Genomic DNA, 17892 nt, shown 5'->3' with positions numbered 1-17892 from the left:
TCGTCGGTGGAGACGGTGGTGGGCCGGGTCAGCTCGGGCAGTCCGTCCAGCGCCGCCCGGCGCATCGAAGCCCCCGGATTCCCGGCGACCTCCGGGCCACGACCGAGGGTGACGGATCGAGTACGGGCGGTGGACATGGGGCTCCTTCGACGGTGCTCGGGACCTGCCCCGACTCCGTGCAGAGAGCGACGGCGCGGGTCCGCCGGTCAAGCGTCTTGAACCAGGATGCCCCGTATCCAGGGGTTTGGCACGATTTCGCGGGGGAGCCGTTCGGACGGGAGACGGACGGGTCTCCGAGCCGAAAGGAGCGAACGATGCCGCGGATCGGGCCCCGAGCGGAAGCGACAGTACGAGCACATCAAGGACGGCGCCCTGGACCGGGTCTACGCCGAGGGCAGGCGCCGCAACGTGCACGGCCGCTCCTCGATGGACGAGGCGGCACTCAAGAAGGCCATGGGGAGTGAAGGCGGCACTCAAGAAGGCCCTGGGCACATGACGGATCCGGCGGGCCGAAGAGCCCCGTGCCGTGTCCCGGACGGCCACCGTCCGGGACACGGCACGGGACCGTCGGGACCTCCGTTCACCAGCGGTACCAGCGGCCGCTGCCGCTCCGCATGAAGAATCCGAGCACCCACAGCACCAGCAGGGCGATGGCGATGTACCAGAGCACGTCGACCGCGAAGCCCGCGCCGAACAGGACCAGGATCACCAGGAGGACGAGGAGCAGGGGAACCATGACGTCACCTCCGTCGTACACGGTGTCGTCCGGCGCGGTCCGCACGGAGACCCGCTACACCGCCCCTGCCCGCTTCCCCCGCGCTTCATGCGCCGTCGCGGACGTCCTCCGGGGACACCGGCCGGGGGCCCACGACGCCCCGGGCGATCCCGAGCCCGACGAGGTCCTCCGGCCGCAGCCGCAACTGGTCGGCGGTCGCCCCGGCCTCCTCCGGCGGGCGCTTGAGGATGGCGGCGGCGGCCTCGGGCGCGATGACGGAGAAGTACGCGTCCGGGGTGACCCAGGTGTTCCCGGGGGCGGCGAGCGCGAGCGCCCCGCCCGAGCCGCCCTCCCCGACGAGCAGCGAGGTCAGCGGGGTGCGCGCGGTGGCCATCGCGGCGAACAGGTCCGCGATGGCGCTGCCCGCGCCCGAGCGCTCCGCCTCCGCGTCGTTGGCGGCGCCCGGGGTGTCCACCAGGGTGAGCACCGGTGTCCCGAGACGGCCGGCGAGGCGCACGAGCCGGGCGGCCGTGCGGAAGCCGGCCGGGCGGGTCGCGGTGCCGCACTGCGCGGCGTAGGCGACGGTCCGCCCGTCGGGGAGCCGCCCGAAGCCGCACCGCATCCCCGGGTCGACACCCCCGCAGCGGTCGCCGGAGATCTCCTCGCGGAGGGTGAAGTGGGCGTCGAGGTAGGCGCCGGCCCGGGGCCGGTCCGGGTGCCGGGCCCGCGCCACGGCCTCCCGGCCGCTCACGGCGGGCGCCGCACCGGGGGCCCCGAGCGCGTACGGCGGCGGGACCGGGCCCTCGGCCGGGCGGGTGAGCAGGGACAGCCAGCGCCCGAGGACGGCGCGCAGCGCGTCCGGCGGCACGATCGCGTCGACGTGGCCGTGCGCGAGCTGCGCCTCGGCGGTGTACGCGGCCGGGTCCGCGTCCGGCGGCCGCACCCGGGACCCGGCGAAGGCGACCTGGGCGCCGGGCAGGGCCAGGACGACGTCGGAGCCCGCGCCGAGCGTCGCCCAGCCGCCCCCGGTCGTCGGGTCCCGCAGGACCGCGATCTGCGGCAGCCCGGCGGCCCGGGTCAGCTCCGACTCGCGGGCCAGGAGCTGGAGCTGGAGGAGGGCCCGCATGCCCTCGTGCATCCGGCTGCCGCCGGTGGCCGGCAGGACCACCACGGGCAGCCGCCGCTCCCGGGCCAGGGCGTGGGCGGCGGCGGCCCGCGCCCCCGTCCGCTCCCCGAGGGAACCGCCGAGGAACCGGAACTCGAAGGAGATCAGGACCGCCCGCACCCCGCCCACCGTGCCCGTCCCGCAGACCACCGACTCGGTCTCGCCGGTACGGGCGGCGGCACGGGCGTGCGCGGCGGAGTACCCGGGCCACCCGATCGGCCCGTCACCGGCCGGCGGCCCCTCGTCGAAGGGCAGTTCGGTGAACTCGTCGGTCACGAGGGCGATCGCCCCGCGCGCCGTCGTCGGATCGGTCATGCGGGCCTCACAGCCGGTCGCCGGTGCGTACGGGGAACGCGTACGGATGGATCAGCGGTGCGCCCCACCGTACCGCCCGGTCCGCCGCCGCACCGGGGCGGCCCCGCGGACCGGTCTCAGGCCGTGATCCCGCTCCCGTGCGGGGCGTACAGGTCCAGGAGCCGGACCCGGGTCACCTGGAGGCGGCGCGCCAGGATCGAGCCCAGCCAGAACAGGACCGAGGCGCCGAACTCCGGGTCGGAGCGGCACATCGACCGGACGGCCGGGGCGTTGAACTCGTACGCCCGCACCGGGGTCATCGCCTCCGCGCCCGACTGGCACAGGTACGGCGGGAACATCCAGGAGAGACCGACCAGTTCGCCGTGGTGCAGGGTCTCGATCACGGGCGCCCCGCGCCCCGGCACCCGCGCGTCGAGCGTCACCGCGCCCGTCTTCACGATCCAGAAGCGATCGGCGTGCTGCTGCTCCTCGAAGAGGCGGTGACCGGACTCGAAGTACACGTCCTCGGCGAAGGCCATCAGGCGCTCCCGGTGCTCCGGGGGCAACGCGCTGACCTTGGGCGTGGCACTGCTCATGGCGGACCCTCCTCGCACACTCGACTCCCACCCCCAGTGTCGGCCAAGGAGCCGCCGCGCGCGCAGGCGCGGACCGCCGGTCACGCCGGCCGGACGGCCCCTCACCCTCCGTGCGCCCCCGCCCCCGGCGGGCCCTCGTCCGGCGTGCGCGGGCCGGACGGAGGGCGGAGCATGAACGTGAGGAGGGGGCCGGCAGGCGGGGGACGTGCTCGCTCGCCCCGGGATCCTCCGTCACCGAGCCGCCGAGCCACCGGCCACCGGGCCACCGGCCACCGAGCTGCCGAGCCATCGAGCCACCGGACCGGGGCCCGGCCGAAAACCCCCTGGGGTGATCCTCATGAACCCGCTCAGGACCGCCAGGTCCCTCACGGCCGCCGCCGCGGCCGTCGTCCTCTCCCTCACCTCCGCGGGGTTCGCGAACGCCGCCGCCACCGGCGTCCCCCGCGACCACGGGGAGGACGAGATCACCGTCGGCATCAAGTTCGACCAGCCCGGCATCGGCCTGAAGACCCCCGACGGCACGTACACCGGCTTCGACGTCGACGTGGCGACCTACGTGGCCGGGGAGCTGGGCCACGACCCCTCCGACATCGTGTGGAAGGAGGCCAAGAGCGCCGACCGCGAGACCCTGCTCCAGCGCGGCGACGTGGACTTCGTCGCGGCCTCGTACTCGATCAACGACGAGCGGGCGCAGAAGGTCGACTTCGCCGGCCCCTACCTCCTCGCCCACCAGGACGTCCTGATCCGCGCCGACGACGACTCCATCAAGCAGCCGTCCGACCTGAACGACAAGAAGCTCTGCTCGGTCACCGGCTCCACCTCCGCGCAGAACGTCAAGACGAAGCTCGCCCCCGACGCCCAGCTCCAGGAGTACGGCGGCTACTCCGAGTGCCTGACCGGCCTGGAGAACGGCGTCATCGACGCCGTCACCACCGACGACTCGATCCTCGCCGGATACGCCTCGCAGAGCCAGTTCAAGGACAAGTTCAAGCTCGGCGGCTTCAAGATGAGCAACGAGAACTACGGCATCGGCGTCCAGAAGGGCAGCGACCTCAAGGACAGGATCAACACGGCCCTGCGGAAGATGGTCGCCGACGGTTCCTGGGACGCGGCGGTGAAGAAGAACTTCGGCCCGGCCGGGTACCAGAACGAACCCGCCCCGAAGATCGGCGTCGTCGTGAAGTGAGCGGGCCGCCGTGTTCGACTTCCTCCAGGGGTACGACCTGCTCGGAGCCTTCCGGGTGACGGTGCAGCTCACCGTCTACTCCGCGATCGGCTCCCTGGTCTGGGGGACGCTGCTCGCCGCCATGCGCGTGAGCCCCGTCCCCCTCATGCGGGGCTTCGGCGCCGTCTACGTCAACGTCGTCCGCAACATCCCCCTCACCGTCATCATCGTCTTCACCTCGCTCGGCCTCTTCCAGACCCTGGGCGTCGACATGGGCGCCGAACGGTTCACCACGATCAACTTCCGCCTCGCCGTCCTCGGACTCACCGCCTACACCAGCGCGTTCGTCTGCGAGGCGCTCCGCTCCGGCATCAACACCGTCCCCCTCGGGCAGGTCGAGGCCGCCCGCGCCATCGGCCTGAACTTCCCCCAGATCCTGCGGTTCATCGTCCTCCCGCAGGCCTTCCGCTCCGTCGTCGGCCCCCTCGCCAACGTCCTCATCGCCCTCACCAAGAACACCACCGTGGCCGCCGCCATCGGCGTCGCCGAAGCCGCCCTGCTGATGCGCGAGATGATCGAGAACGAGGCCCAGCTCATCCTCGTCTCGGCGGTCTTCGCCGTCGGCTTCCTCTGCCTCACCCTGCCCACCGGCCTGTTCCTCGGCTGGGTGGCCAAGAAGGCGGCGGTGAAGCGATGAGGGCCCGGAGCGCGCGGGGACGGCCCCGGAAGGACGCCCCCACCGTCCTCTACGACGTGCCCGGCCCGCGCGCCCGCCGGCGCAACCTCCTGTGGACCCTGCTCTTCCTGGCCGCGCTCGCCGCCGTGGCCTGGTGGGTGGTCGCGGGCCTCGCCGACAAGGACCAGCTCGCGTGGTCCAAGTGGGCGCCCTTCTTCACGGACGCCCGCGTCTGGGAGACGTACGTCCTGCCCGCCCTGAGGAACACCGTGGTCGCCGCCGCGCTCTCCATGGTGATCGCCCTGCCCCTCGGCGCCCTCCTCGGCGTCTCCCGCCTCTCCGACCACCGCGCCGTGCGCGGCGCGGCCGGCACCGTCGTCGAGTTCTTCCGGGCGATCCCCGTCCTCATCCTGATGCTCTTCGCGAACGCCGCCTACTCCGAGTTCACCGACGTCAGCCCGGACACCCGCCCCCTGTACGCCGTCGTCACCGGCCTCGTCCTCTACAACGCCTCCGTCCTCGCGGAGGTCGTCCGCGCCGGCATCCTCTCCCTCCCCGCCGGCCAGACCGACGCGGCCGAGGCCCTCGGCCTGCGCAAGGGCCAGACCATGACGTACGTCCTCCTGCCGCAGGCGGTCACCGCCATGCTGCCCGCCCTGGTCGGCCAGCTCGTCGTCATCGTCAAGGACACCGCGCTCGGCGGCGCGATGCTCGGCTTCTCCGAACTCCTCGCCTCGGTCCGCCCGATGAGCGCCAACTACGGGGCCAACACGATCGCCTGCTTCACCGTCGTCGCCGTGGTCTTCGTGATCCTCAACTTCGCCCTCACCACCTTCGCCGCCCGCCTGGAAGGCCGTCTGCGGCGCGGCAGGAGGTCCACGGGCGCGGTCGTCGGGGCGGACACGGTGGAGGAACTGGCCGCCCCGGGCGAGCACGGGGACCGTCCGGGGGGCACCTGACGCGGCGGGGCGGCACGGGTCCTCAGCGCCGGGCCAGGGCCAGCACGCTCAGGCCGAACATCAGGACGCCCAGCGGGACGTGGACCGCGGGGACGTGCGCGATGCCCAGCACCACCTGGACCGAGGCGAGCGCGAGGAAGCCGGACGCGTGCCGGACCGGCCGGGGCGAGCCGCCGCCCGGCTTCCACGCCAGCACCGCCGCGAGCACGTACAGCATCGACGCCCCGTACATCACCCGGGCCCCGACGCCGTGCAGCGTCTCCCCGTACGACGTGGTCAGCAGCAGTCCGGCGGAGACCGCCTGGAGGAAGAGGGTCAGGGTCTGCAGGACGATCGCGGTCCTCAGGAACGAGGAGCCGCGCCGCACGCCCGCCGTCGCCGCCGTCGTCGCTTCAGTGGCCATGTCACAGTCCCCTTTTCCGCCCCTGGCTTCCCGCCCCCGGGCAGTGGATCGATAAGGTCTCACCCGTTCGACGACGCAGGCCTCCGAAAGGTAAGGCGGGGGCCCGCGAAGGCACGACGAGGGGGGCGGCCGGAGCATGGGGACTGCCGGGACTGCCGGGACCGGCACGGACGGCGCGGCCGGCGAGCGGGGGCGGCTGATCAACGTCGCCTACCGGCTGCTCGGTTCGGTGACCGAGGCCGAGGACGCCGTCCAGGACGCCTACGCCCGCTGGTACGGACTCCCGCGCAGCAGACGGGAGGAGATCCTGTCCCCGGGGGCCTGGCTGACGACGGCGACCGGCCGCATCTGCCTGGACCTGCTCGGCTCGGCGCGGGCCCGCCGCGAACGCTACGTCGGCGCCTGGCTCCCCGAGCCGCTGCCCGACCGCGCCGAGTGGGACCGCGCCGGCGCCTCCGCGGGCCCCGCGGACCCCGCGGACCGGATCGTCCTGGACGAGTCGGTGACCATGGCCTTCCTCGTCGTCCTGGAGTCGATGACGCCCGCCGAGCGGGTGGCGTTCGTCCTGCACGACGTCTTCCGGTACCCGTTCGCCGAGATCGCCGGAGTCCTCGGCCGGACCCCCGCGGCCTGCAAACAGCTGGCGGCCTCCGCCCGGCGGCGGGTGGACACCGCGCACGGCCCGGCGCCGGCGACCGGCGGGACCGACGTGGTGCGGCACGTCAAGGAGGCGTGGGAGACCAAGGACATCGCGGCCCTGGTCGGCCTCCTCGACCCGGCCGCCGTGATGACCGCCGACGGCGGCGGCATGGTCGGCACCGTCCTGCGCCCGGTCGAGGGCGGCGCGCGCATCGCCCGGTACATGGTCGCCATCGCGGACAAGGCCCCGGGGCTCGAACTCCTGGAACGGTCGGTCAACGGCGCACCCGGCCTGGTGGCCCGGCGCGACGGCGTCGTCGCGACCGTGGCCTCGTTCGACGTCGCCGACGGGCGCGTCGCCCGGATCTGGGTGGTCCGCAACCCGGAGAAACTCCGCCCGTGGGCAAGGGACTTCCCCGACGCCCCTCAGGGCCCGCCCCGTCACGGCTGACGGCCCCGGCTCCCTCCTACGGGTGAAGCAACCCCGAGGACACCCCGAAAGCACCCATCCGGGAGGCGTTCCGTGGCGAAGTACCCCTCATGAACGCCACCAGCGACGGGCACCGGCCCGTCCGAGAAGTCACCCGCACCGACCGTCTCCTCGCCGCGCTCGGCGGCCTCCTCGCCGCGTACGTCTCCCTGGCCGTCGCGGACCTCGTCGCCTCCCGGGTGCGTCCCGAGGCGAGCCCCGTCGTGGCCGTCGGCGGCGCCTTCGTCGACCGGACCCCGGCGTGGCTCAAGGACTGGGCGATCCGGACCTTCGGCGAGAACGACAAGGCCGTCCTCCAGCTCGGCATCCTCCTCGTCCTCGCCCTGCTCGCCGTCGGGATCGGGCTGCTCGCCCTGCGCCGCCGCGTACTCGGCTCGGCGGCGGTCGGCGCCTTCGGCGTCCTCGGGGCGCTCGCCGCCGTCACCCGCCCCGACTCGGACTCCGCCGTCGACGCCGTGCCCTCCCTCGTCGGGGCCGCCCTGGGCGCCCTCCTCCTGTACGTCCTCATCGGCCGTCTCCTCGCCCCCCGGGCCGGCACCGGCACCGCCGCCGCCCGTGCGGACCGCAGGAGCTTCCTCGTCGTCGCCGCGTCCACCGGTCTCGCCGCGACCGGAGCCGCCGCCCTCGGCAGGGCCGTCGGCTCGCCCGTCGAGGAGAACGCCACCGCCTCACGGGCGGCCGTGCGGCTGCCCCGGCCGGCCTCCCCGGCACCGCCCGTCCCCGCCGGGGCCCGGCTCGCCGTCCCCGGCATCAGCCCCTTCACGACCCCCAACCGGGACTTCTACCGGGTCGACACCGCCCTCGTCGTCCCCAAGGTCGACGCGAACCGCTGGCGCCTGCGCCTCCACGGCACGGGGGTCCGCGAGGAGCTCACCCTCACCCTGCGGGACCTCATGGCCCGGCGGACGGTCGAGCGGGACATCACCCTGGCCTGCGTCTCCAACGAGGTCGGCGGCCCGTACGTCGGCAACGCCCGCTGGCTCGGCGTCCCCCTCGCCGACCTGCTGCGCGAGGTCGGCGTCCGCCCGCCCTCCGAGGGCGGCCCCGCCGACCAGCTGGTGGCCCGCTCCGTCGACGGCATGACCATCGGCACCCCCGTCGAGGACGTCATGGACGGCCGCGACGCCCTCCTCGCCTTCGGGATGAACGGCGAACCCCTGCCCTTCGAGCACGGCTTCCCCGTCCGCATGGTCGTCCCCGGCCTCTACGGCTACGTCTCCGCCTGCAAGTGGATCGAGTCGATCGAGCTGACCACCTTCGACGCGTACGACGCCTACTGGGTCCCGCGCGGCTGGGCCGCCGAGGCCCCCGTCAAGACCCAGTCCCGCATCGACACCCCCCGCCCCTTCGGCCGCCCCGCCGCCGGCACCGTCATGGTCGCCGGGGTCGCCTGGGCCCAGCACCGGGGCGTCCGCCGGGTCGAGGTGCGGGTCGACGACGGCCCCTGGCGGGAGGCCCGCCTCGCCGCCGAGGACACCCGCGACACCTGGCGCCAGTGGACGTACCCCTGGGAGGCCGCCCCCGGCCGCCACACCCTCACCGTCCGCGCCACCGACGGCACCGGCGCCACCCAGCCCGAGCGGCGCACCGCCACGATGCCCGACGGGGCCCAGGGCTGGCACTCGGTCGTGGTGACGGTCGAGGGCGGAGAGTAGGCGCCGGTGGTCGTAGGTGCGTAACGAACCGGCAGTGCCCACCCGTTCGGGGGACATATGAGGGACACTGCTTCCGTGCGTGGACATCTGCCGGACGAGAACCCCGGTTTCGTGGGACGCCGCACGGAACTGGAGCGCGTCTCCGCCGCGTTGGCGGAGCACCGCCTCGTCACCGTGACCGGCGTCGGGGGAGTCGGGAAGACCCGGCTCGCGCTGCGCGCCGCACACCGGGCCGCCGGGCACTATCCGGACGGGGCCTGGTGGACCGACCTCGGCCAGCTCGACGGCGAGCGGCTGCTCGTCGCGCTCGTCGCCGACTCCGTGGACCTCGCCGACCACACCCCCGGCATGGCCACCACCGGACTCTGCCGCCGGCTCGCCGACGACCGGCTGCTGCTCGTCCTGGACTCCTGCGAGCACCTGGCCGAGCCCTGCGCCCGGCTCGTCACCGAACTCCTCGCCGCCGCCCCCGGCCTCACCGTCCTCGCCACCGGCCGCCGCCCCCTCGGCGTCGAGGGGGAGGAGACGATCGTCCTCGACCCGCTGCCGCCCGCCGGACCGGACGCCCTGGCCCTGCTCCGCCGGGCCGCCGGGGAGGACTTCCCCGCCGCCGGGCCCGCCGGCGAGATCTGCGTACGCCTGGAGGGCATCCCGCTCGCCCTCGAACTCGCCGCGGCGCAGATCCGCCTCCAGGGCGCCGAAGCCGTGCGCGACCAGCTCGGCTCCCGCCTCGACGCCGCGCCCGGCGCCCGCTTCGACCTGCTCGCCCACACCGAGCGCGTCTGGCCCGGCCGCCACCAGACCCTGCGCGCCGCCATCGGCTGGAGCCACGAGCTGAGCACCCCGCTCGAACGCCTCCTCTGGGCCCGCCTCTCCGTCTTCCGCGGCCCCTTCGACCTCGCGTCCGCGACCGCCGTCTGCATCGGCGGCCCGCTGAACCGCGCGACCCTGCCGGAGGCGCTCGACGGACTCGTCCGCTCCTCCGTGGTCCGCCCGCCCGACGCCGCCGGGCGCCACCGGATGCTCGACACGATCCGCGAGTACGGGGCGACCTGGCTGGACCGCACCGGCGAGACCGGAGCCGTCGCCGACCGGCACGCCGCCCACTTCCGGGGCCTGGCCCGCCGGGCCGGGACCGAGTGGCACGGCGCCCGCCAGCTCCGCTGGTACCGGACCGTCGACGCCCACCACACCGATCTGCGCACCGCCCTGGACCGGCTCCTGCGCACCGACCCCGACGCGGCCCTCGACCTCGTCGGCTCCGTCGCCTTCGCCTGGTCCTGCCGCGGCCGCCTCCGCGAGGCCCGCGACGGCCTCGAACAGGCCCTGCTCCTCAGCGGGGCCCGCGGCCGCGTCCGGGCCCGCGCCCTGTGGGCCCTCGGCGTCACGCTCGTCCTCCAGGGCGAGTTCGGCCCCGCCCAGGACGTCAGCGAACGCTGCGCCCGCGAGGCCCGGCACGCCGAGTACGCCGAGTACGCCGAATACGCCGAATACGCGGACTCCGCCGAGCACGCCGAGTACGCGGACTCCGCCGGTCCCGTCGACGACGCCGGGCGCACGGAGCACGGGGAGGGCGCCGGGCGGGACCGGCCCGGCGAGCTCACCCTCGACGCCGCCGCCCTCGCCGGCCTCCTCGCCCTCACCACCGGCCGCCCGACGGCCGCGCACGTCGTCGTGGGCCACGTCCTCGACGCCGCCCGCGGCGGGCCCGCCGACTCCGCCGCCCGGCTCCGCTGCCACCTCGTGCGGGTCTTCGCCCTCACCGGCCTGGGCCGGCTCGCGGAGGCCCGGGAGGGGGCGCTCCGGCTGCGCGCCCTGTGCGAGGAGCTCGACGAGCACTGGACCCGCACCGCCCTGGAGTACCAGCTCGCCCTCACCGGCCTCCTGGAGGGCGACCCGGCCGCCGCCTCCGGCCACGCCCGCGCCATGCTCGAAGGCACCCGGCGCCTGGGCGCGAGCCTCGGCGTCGCCCTCGGCCTCGACGTCCTCGCCACCGCCCTCGCGGCGGCCGGCGAGGGCGAGCGCGCCGCGGACGTCTCCGGCACCGGCGAGGCGTACTGGCGCTCCACCGGCCAGCCCCGGCGCGGCCTGCCCGGCCTGCGGGCCCTGCACGAGAAGTACACGGACACCGTCCGCGCGTCGATCGGCGAGCCCGCCTACGAGGAGATCTTCGTCCGCGCCCTCACCGGCCTCCCGCAGGACGGTCTCGACCGCGCCCTGCGCGGCCCCGGGCACGCCTGACGCGTCCGGGCCCCTCCGACGCCCTCGGGCCCGGCCGGCACACACGGTTCCCGCGGACGCCTTCGAACCCGGCGGACGCGTTTGAACCCGGCGGACCGGGACATCCGCGACACGGGCCCGGCGCACGACACCGACCGCCACCGCCGTCGGCACCGTCGCCGCGACCGCGCGCACCCGCCCGACCTGCCCGAACGCACCGGAGCGGCACGGGACGGCGCGGGACGACGGCACGGCGCTCCGGTGCGTAGAGTCGGCCCGTGAACAGAGCCGTACGAGCCCGTCCGCGTGCGACCGGCCGTACGGCGACCGACCCCCGACGAGGAGACCTCACGTGACCGACCCGGCGTCCACCGCCCTCCAGCAGCAGATCGCCCGGGACCTCCAGGTGTCCGGCACCTTCGACCCGGCGGCGGAGATCGAGCGCCGGGTGGCCTTCCTCACCGAGCAGCTCACCTCCAACGGGCTGCGCGCCCTCGTGCTCGGCATCAGCGGCGGCATCGACTCCACCACCGCCGGCCGGCTCTGCCAGCTCGCCGTGGAGCGCGCCCGCGCCGCCGGCCACGACGCCGTCTTCTACGCGATGCGCCTGCCCTACGGCGTCCAGGCCGACGAGAAGGACGCACAGGCCGCCCTCGACTTCATCCGCCCCGACAAGGTCCTCACCGTGGACGTGAAGGCGGCGAGCGACGCGGCCCTGGAGGCCTGTGTCGCCGCCGACGTGGTCTTCCGCGACGACCACCACCGGGACTTCGTCCAGGGCAACATCAAGGCCCGGCAGCGGATGATCGCCCAGTACGCGGTCGCCGGGGCCCACAACGGCCTCGTCGTCGGCACCGACCAGGCGGCCGAGGCCGTCTCCGGCTTCTTCACCAAGTTCGGCGACGGCGCCGCCGACGTCGTGCCGCTGACCGGCCTGACCAAGCGGCGCGTCCGCGCGCTCGCCGCCGAGCTGGGCGCCCCGGACGGGCTCGTGTGGAAGGTCCCCACGGCCGACCTGGAGACCCTCGACCCGGGCAAGCCCGACGAGGAGGCCCTCGGCGTCACGTACGACGAGATCGACGACTTCCTGGAGGGCAAGCCGGTCTCCGAGGCCGCCTACGACGCGATCGTCCGCCGCTACGAGCTCACCGAGCACAAGCGACAGCTGCCGATCGCCCCCTGAGAGGAGCGGCGGACCTCCCGCCGTCGGAGGATCCTGGAAGGGGGCCTCACCAGAGGCCCCCGGAACGGACTCCGGAAGGGAGTGCGCCATGTTCGGCGAGACCTCGGCGTTCAGTGGCTTCTCGGTCGACGACATCGACGCCGCCCGGCGGTTCTACGGCGAGACCCTCGGCCTGGAGGTGGAGGAGTCGGGACCCGAGGGCATGGAGATGCTCCTCCTCGTCCTGGCGGGCGGCGCGCGGGTCCTCGTGTATCCCAAGGAGGACCACGCCCCCGCCTCCTTCACGATCCTCAACTTCCAGGTCGACGACATCGAGCGGACCGTCGACGAGCTGGTGGGACGCGGTGTGACCCTGGAGCGCTACCCCGGCTTCGACGCCGACGACAGGGGCATCGTGCGGGGCGGCGGCGGACCGGCCGTCGCCTGGTTCACGGACCCGGCGGGCAACGTCCTGTCCGTGCTCCAGGAGACCTGAGCGCCCGGCCGGCGACCCGCCCGCGGGGCTCCCCGCCCCCCGGACGGGCCCGGCCGGGGTGCGCGGAAGACCCGTACCGCCTCGAATGGGAGCGTGACCGCGCCGCCCGACGACTGCCTCGCCCGCAACGAGTGGATCTGCGGCGCCTACCTCTCCACCCGGCGGGAGATCCTCGCCGACGCCGTCGTCCAGCACCTCCAGCTCACCGGCGCCTCCGTCGCCCTCGCCCTCCTGATCGCCCTGCCCCTGGCGATCGCCGCCCGCCGCCTGCGCTGGGCCGCCGCCCCCGTCCTCGGGATCACCACGCTGCTCTACACGATCCCGGCGCTCGCGATGTTCTCGCTGCTCCTGCCCCTGTACGGACTCTCCGCCGCCCTCGTCGTGGCCGGCCTCGTCCTGTACTCGCTCACCCTCCTCGTCCGGAACGTCCTCGCCGGGCTCCGCGCCGTCCCCGAGGAGACCCGGCAGGCCGCGCGCGGCCTCGGCTACGGGCCGCTCCGGCTCCTCCTCGCCGTCGAGCTGCCCCTCGCCCTGCCCGCCGCCATGGCCGGACTGCGCATCGCCACCGTCTCCGCCGTCTCCCTCGTCACCATCGGCGCGATCGTCGGCCACGGCGGCCTCGGCAACCTCATCTACGCGGGGATGAACACCTACTTCAAGGCCCAGGTCCTCACCGCCTCCGCCCTCTGCGTCGTCATCGCCGTCGCCGCCGACCTGCTCCTCCTCGGCGCCCAGCGGATGCTCACCCCCTGGACCCGGGCCCGGTCCGCGTGAACACCGTCTCCGCCGCCTGGTCCTGGCTCACCACCGCCGCCCACTGGTCCGGCGAGAACGGCGTCCTGCACCGGCTCGGCGAGCACGTCCTCCTCACCGTCGTCTGCCTCGCCATCGCCTGTGCGACCGCCCTGCCGACCGCCCTGCTCCTCGGCCACCTCGGCAGGGGCGGCGGACTCGCCGTGAACCTCGCCAACGCCGGCCGGGCCGTCCCCACCTTCGCCGTCCTCGTCCTGCTCCTGCTCAGCCCGCTCGGCCCGTACGGGGAGTGGCCCACGATCATCGCGCTCGTCCTGTTCGCCGTGCCCCCGCTGCTCACCAACGCGTACGTCGGAATGCGGGGCGTCGACCCCGACGTCGTACGGGCCGCCCGGGGCATGGGCATGACGGGCGGCCAGGTGCTCACCCGGGTCGAACTGCCCCTCGCGCTGCCGATGGTCCTCACCGGCGTGCGGATCGCCGCCGTCCAGCTCGTCGCCACCGCCACCGTGGCCGCGCTCGCGGGCGGCGGCGGGCTCGGCCGGATCATCACCGCCGGGTTCAACCTCGCCTCCACCCCGCAGGTCGTCGCCGGGGCCGTCCTCGTCGCGGCGCTCGCCCTCCTGGTGGAGGGGGTCTTCGAGGCGGTCCGGCGCCTGGCCCCCACCGGGGCCCGGGGGAGCGCCGCATGAGGGCGTCCCGTCCCCTCGTCGCCCTCTGCCTGCTGACGGCGCTCTGCGGCGGCTGTGCCACGGGCCCCTCCCTGGAGGACCGGGACGCCGTCACCGGACGACCGGGGGACGGGCGCCGGCTGGTCGTCGGATCGGCCGGGTTCACCGAGAGCGACCTGCTCGCCCAGATGTACGCCCTGCTGCTCCAGGACGCCGGCCACCGCACGAAGATCCTCTCCGTCACCAACCGCGAGCTGTACGAACCGGCCCTGGAGAACGGGCAGATCGACGTCGTGCCGGAGTACGCGGCCACCTTCGCCGACTGGCTGAACGCCAAGGCCCACGGACCGGACGCGCCGCCCGTCGGCTCGCCCGACCCGGCCGCCACCATGAAGGCCCTCCGGGCCCTCGCCGCGCCGCGCGGACTGACCGTCCTCGACCCCGGCCGGGCCGTCGACCAGAACGCCTTCGCCGTCACCGCCCCCTTCGCCGCCGAACACCGTCTGAAGACCCTCAGCGACCTCGGCGCCTCCGGCCTCCCGATCCGGCTCGCGGCCGGGGACGAGTGCGTCCGGCGGCCGTACTGCGCCCCCGGCCTGAAGGAGGTCTACGGCATCGACGTGACCGCCGTCGACCCGAAGGGCGTCGGTACGACCCAGGCGAAGCAGGCCGTCCGGAGCGGCCGGGACCACCTGGTCCTCACCACGACCACCGACGCCACCCTCGACGACTTCGGGCTCGTCCTGCTCGCCGACGACAAGCACCTGCAGAACGCCGACCTCATCGTCCCCGTGGTCAACCGGAACCGCGCCGGGAGCGAGGGCGTCGTCCGCGCGCTCGACCGCCTCAACACCGTCCTGACCACCGCCGACCTGGCGCACCTCAACGAGCGGGTGGACAGCTGGCGCCGCCTTCCGGAGGACGTGGCCCGGAACTACCTCGTGCGCAAGGGCCTCTTGGCGAGCTGACGCCACGACGGATCCCGGCCGGCCGGGATCCGCCCTGTTTCCAGCCCGCTGAACGGCGTCTGCCGTCATGACCCTTGCGGGGCGGTCCACGACCCTGCTATCCATTCGTTAGGAAGGTTTCCTTCCAATCCCGGAGGTGTCAACCCTCCGGTTTCCGGCCCTCGTTCGCCGTTCCGTGGAGACCCCCATGACTTCCGCACGAACCGTACGACCCCGCGCGCGTCGCCTCGGCGTCGCCGGCACCGCCCTCGGCGCCCTCCTCCTCGGCCTCGCCGCCGCCCCGCCGGCCGTGAACGCCGCTTCCGCACCCGCTCCCGCCCCCGCTCCCGCCGCGCCGGCCGGGGCGGCGGCCACCACCCCGGCCGCGATCAACGGACAGCTCAAGGTCTGCGGCACCAAGCTCTGCAACCAGTACGGCAAGCCGATCCAGCTCCGGGGCATGTCCTCGCACGGCACCCAGTGGTACGCCCAGTGTCTGACGGGCGGTTCGCTCGACGCCCTCGCCAAGGACTGGAAGGCCGACGTCCTGCGCGTCTCCACGTACGTCCAGGAGGACGGCTACGAGACCGACCCGCGCAAGTACACCGACCTCGCCCACGCGCTCATCGAGCAGGCCACCGCGCGCGGCATGTACGTGATCGTCGACTGGCACATGCTCGACCCGGGCGACCCCCACCACAACCTCGCCCGCGCCAAGACCTTCTTCACCGAGATCGCCCGGCGCCACGGGAGCAAGACCAACCTGCTGTACGAGATCGCCAACGAGCCCAGCGGCGTGTCCTGGTCCAGGATCAAGAGCTACGCGGAGCAGCTCGTCCCCGTCATCCGCGCCGAGGACCCCGAGACCCCGGTCCTCGTCGGCACGCGCGCGTGGTCCTCGTTCGGCGTCTCGGAGGGCGCGACCGAGTCCGAGGTCGTCTCCAGTCCGGTGAACGCGGCCAACATCATGTACACCTTCCACTTCTACGCGTACTCGCACCGGGACGAGTACCTGAAGACCCTCTCCCGCGCCGCCGACAAGCTGCCCGTCTTCGTCACCGAGTTCGGCACCCAGAACTACGCGGGCGAGGGCTCGAACGACTTCACCATGACGCAGAAGTACCTCGACCTGATGGCCTCGAAGAAGATCGGCTGGGTCAACTGGAACTTCTCCGACGACGAGCGCAGCGGCGCGGTCTTCAAGACCGGCACCTGCGACAAGGGCGGCCCCTGGACCGGCACCGGGCCGCTCAAGCCCGCCGGCGTCTGGATCCGGGACCGGATCAGGACGGCGGACGACTTCCCCACCTCCTGATCCCCGCCCACCTCCTGATCCCCGCCCCCCTCCTGATCCCCGCCCTCACCTCCTGACCGGCCCGTCCCGCGACCGGTACGCCCCCGCCGTGTGATCCACTGTCCCGGCGGGGGCGTACCGAACAGGAGCAGGAGCAGCGTTGACCACCTACCGTCAGCCGGGCCTCGTCCTCACCGACCACCACTTCCCCGTCCCCCTCGACCACGACCGCCCCGACGGCGAGCGGATCGAGGTCTTCGGCCGCGAGGTCGTCGCGGCCGGCAAGGCGGGACCGGACCGCGAGAAGCTCCCCTGGCTGGTCTACCTGGAGGGCGGCCCCGGCTTCGGCGCCCGCCGCTTCGTCGGCCCCCAGGCCTGGCTCGGCCGGGCCGTCGAGGAGTTCCGCGTCCTCCTCCTGGACCAGCGCGGCACCGGCCGCTCCACCCCCGCCAACCGCCAGACCCTGCCGCTCCGGGGCACCCCCGCCGAGCAGGCCGACTACCTGGCGCACTTCCGCGCCGACTCCATCGTCAAGGACTGCGAACTGATCCGGCGGCGGCTCACCGGCGGCGCCCCCTGGACCGTCCTCGGCCAGAGCTTCGGCGGCTTCTGCGCCACCCACTACCTCTCCGCCGCCCCCGAGGGCCTGGACACGGTCCTGATCACGGGCGGTCTGCCCTCCCTGGACGCCACCGCCGACGAGGTCTACCGCGCCGCGTACCCCCGCGTCCTGCGCAAGAACGAGGCCCACTTCGCCCGCTACCCGCTGGACGCCGAACGGGCCCGCGCGATCGCCGCCCACCTCCTCGACCGCGAGGTCCTCCTCCCCGGCGGCGGCCTCCTCACCGTCGAGGCCTTCCAGTCCCTCGGCATCCTCCTCGGCTCCGGCGACGGCACCCACCAGCTCCACCTGCTCCTGGAGAACGCCTTCGTCCCCACCCCGTCAGGCCCCGAACTCGCCGACGCCTTCCTCGAACAGGTCCAGGCCCACCTCTCGTACGCCGGACACCCCCTCTACGCCGTCCTCCACGAGGCCATCTACGCCCAGGGCGAGGGCCCGACGGACTGGGCCGCCGAACGCGTCCGCGCCGAGCACCCCGCCTTCGACGCCCGGGCGGCGCTCGCCGGGGGCCGCCCCCTCCTCTTCACCGGCGAGACCGTCCACCCCTGGCACTTCACCACCGACCCCGCCCTCCGCCCCCTGCGCGAGACGGCCGACCTCCTCGCCTCCCGCACCGACTGGCCCCCGCTCTACGACCCCGCCCGCCTCGCCGCCAACCGGGTCCCCGTGGCGGCGGCCGTCTACCACGACGACATGTACGTCGACACCACCCACTCCCTGGAGACGGCCCGCACCGTCCGCGGCCTGCGCACCTGGGTCACCGACGAGTACGAACACGACGGCGTCCGCACCGGCGGCCCCCGCGTCCTGGACCGGCTCCTGGCGCTCGCCAGGAACGAGGTCTGACCGGACCGGACGCGGGGGGAGGCCCCGGCGGCGCGCAAAAGTCCAAGCGACGGTCCCCTCTTGCACATGGTGCGGTCGTGACGGGCACCGGTAGAACTCGCGGCAGGGCCCCGAGGGCCCCCGC

The 17892-nt window shown here is 74.4% G+C and carries 17 protein-coding genes; 13 read left to right on the top strand and 4 right to left on the bottom strand.

Annotated features, from left to right (window positions below):
- Window positions 1-580 precede the first annotated feature (580 nt).
- From ACIP5O_RS27745 to ACIP5O_RS27735, 3 genes are all read right to left on the bottom strand, one after another.
- Window positions 581-736: a hypothetical protein gene (locus tag ACIP5O_RS27745; protein ID WP_062760470.1), complete on the bottom strand. Its 156-nt coding sequence runs from the start codon at window positions 734-736 to the stop codon at window positions 581-583.
- Between the two features lie 85 nt (window positions 737-821).
- Window positions 822-2195 (bottom strand): carboxyl transferase domain-containing protein, encoded by a 1374-nt coding sequence (locus tag ACIP5O_RS27740; RefSeq protein WP_401297781.1) that lies wholly within the window; start codon window positions 2193-2195, stop codon window positions 822-824.
- A gap of 116 nt (window positions 2196-2311) precedes the next feature.
- Complete coding sequence (locus ACIP5O_RS27735) at window positions 2312-2770, bottom strand: Crp/Fnr family transcriptional regulator (protein ID WP_401297778.1); 459 nt, start codon at window positions 2768-2770, stop codon at window positions 2312-2314.
- 328 nt (window positions 2771-3098) lie between these two features.
- On the opposite strand from ACIP5O_RS27735, the gene ACIP5O_RS27730 reads away from it, so the two are divergent.
- From ACIP5O_RS27730 to ACIP5O_RS27720, 3 genes are read left to right on the top strand one after another with little or no spacing between them, the layout of a single operon-like run.
- A complete protein-coding gene (locus ACIP5O_RS27730; RefSeq protein ID WP_401297776.1) occupies window positions 3099-3956 on the top strand; it encodes a glutamate ABC transporter substrate-binding protein in 858 nt (285 codons plus the stop codon).
- Between the two features lie 10 nt (window positions 3957-3966).
- Window positions 3967-4632 carry an amino acid ABC transporter permease gene (locus tag ACIP5O_RS27725; protein WP_401297773.1) on the top strand — a complete coding sequence of 222 codons (666 nt, stop codon included), beginning with the start codon at window positions 3967-3969 and terminating at the stop codon, window positions 4630-4632.
- A complete protein-coding gene (locus ACIP5O_RS27720) occupies window positions 4629-5570 on the top strand; it encodes an amino acid ABC transporter permease (protein ID WP_401297771.1) in 942 nt (313 codons plus the stop codon). The genes ACIP5O_RS27725 and ACIP5O_RS27720 overlap by 4 nt, the downstream gene beginning before the upstream one ends.
- 22 nt (window positions 5571-5592) lie before the next feature.
- Here the strand turns inward: ACIP5O_RS27720 and ACIP5O_RS27715 are convergent, their stop codons facing one another.
- On the bottom strand, window positions 5593-5973 hold the full coding sequence (locus ACIP5O_RS27715) for a hypothetical protein (RefSeq protein WP_401297768.1): 381 nt from the start codon (window positions 5971-5973) through the stop codon (window positions 5593-5595).
- Window positions 5974-6109: 136 nt separating this feature from the next.
- Here ACIP5O_RS27715 and sigJ point away from each other — a divergent pair, with 136 nt between their 5' ends.
- The 10 genes from sigJ (at window position 6110) to ACIP5O_RS27665 (ending at window position 17768) form a co-directional block, all read left to right on the top strand.
- On the top strand, window positions 6110-7063 hold the full coding sequence (gene sigJ / locus ACIP5O_RS27710) for an RNA polymerase sigma factor SigJ (protein WP_401297765.1): 954 nt from the start codon (window positions 6110-6112) through the stop codon (window positions 7061-7063).
- 89 nt (window positions 7064-7152) lie between these two features.
- Window positions 7153-8757, top strand: coding sequence for a molybdopterin-dependent oxidoreductase (locus ACIP5O_RS27705; protein ID WP_401297762.1), 1605 nt, complete (start codon window positions 7153-7155; stop codon window positions 8755-8757).
- A 75-nt stretch (window positions 8758-8832) separates the two neighbouring features.
- Window positions 8833-10998, top strand: coding sequence for an ATP-binding protein (locus ACIP5O_RS27700; protein WP_401297759.1), 2166 nt, complete (start codon window positions 8833-8835; stop codon window positions 10996-10998).
- A 331-nt stretch (window positions 10999-11329) separates the two neighbouring features.
- Window positions 11330-12160: an ammonia-dependent NAD(+) synthetase gene (nadE, locus tag ACIP5O_RS27695; protein WP_401297757.1), complete on the top strand. Its 831-nt coding sequence runs from the start codon at window positions 11330-11332 to the stop codon at window positions 12158-12160.
- 88 nt (window positions 12161-12248) lie between these two features.
- Window positions 12249-12635, top strand: a complete 387-nt coding sequence (locus tag ACIP5O_RS27690; protein WP_388660983.1) for a VOC family protein — start codon at window positions 12249-12251, stop codon at window positions 12633-12635.
- 93 nt (window positions 12636-12728) lie between these two features.
- Window positions 12729-13409 (top strand): ABC transporter permease, encoded by a 681-nt coding sequence (locus tag ACIP5O_RS27685; protein WP_401297753.1) that lies wholly within the window; start codon window positions 12729-12731, stop codon window positions 13407-13409.
- A complete protein-coding gene (locus tag ACIP5O_RS27680) occupies window positions 13406-14080 on the top strand; it encodes an ABC transporter permease (protein ID WP_401297751.1) in 675 nt (224 codons plus the stop codon). Before ACIP5O_RS27685 ends, ACIP5O_RS27680 begins: the two co-directional genes overlap by 4 nt.
- On the top strand, window positions 14077-15027 hold the full coding sequence (locus tag ACIP5O_RS27675) for an ABC transporter substrate-binding protein (protein WP_401297748.1): 951 nt from the start codon (window positions 14077-14079) through the stop codon (window positions 15025-15027). The genes ACIP5O_RS27680 and ACIP5O_RS27675 overlap by 4 nt, the downstream gene beginning before the upstream one ends.
- A gap of 187 nt (window positions 15028-15214) precedes the next feature.
- Window positions 15215-16321 (top strand): glycoside hydrolase family 5 protein, encoded by a 1107-nt coding sequence (locus tag ACIP5O_RS27670; RefSeq protein ID WP_401297746.1) that lies wholly within the window; start codon window positions 15215-15217, stop codon window positions 16319-16321.
- Between the two features lie 139 nt (window positions 16322-16460).
- A complete protein-coding gene (locus ACIP5O_RS27665; RefSeq protein ID WP_401297743.1) occupies window positions 16461-17768 on the top strand; it encodes an alpha/beta fold hydrolase in 1308 nt (435 codons plus the stop codon).
- Window positions 17769-17892: the final 124 nt, after the last annotated feature.

The organism is Streptomyces sp. NPDC088915 (assembly GCF_044749825.1).
Taxonomy (GTDB): domain Bacteria; phylum Actinomycetota; class Actinomycetes; order Streptomycetales; family Streptomycetaceae; genus Streptomyces.
The sequence above is the reverse complement of the archived record's forward strand: the minus strand, read 5'-3'. Positions and strand labels throughout refer to the sequence as shown.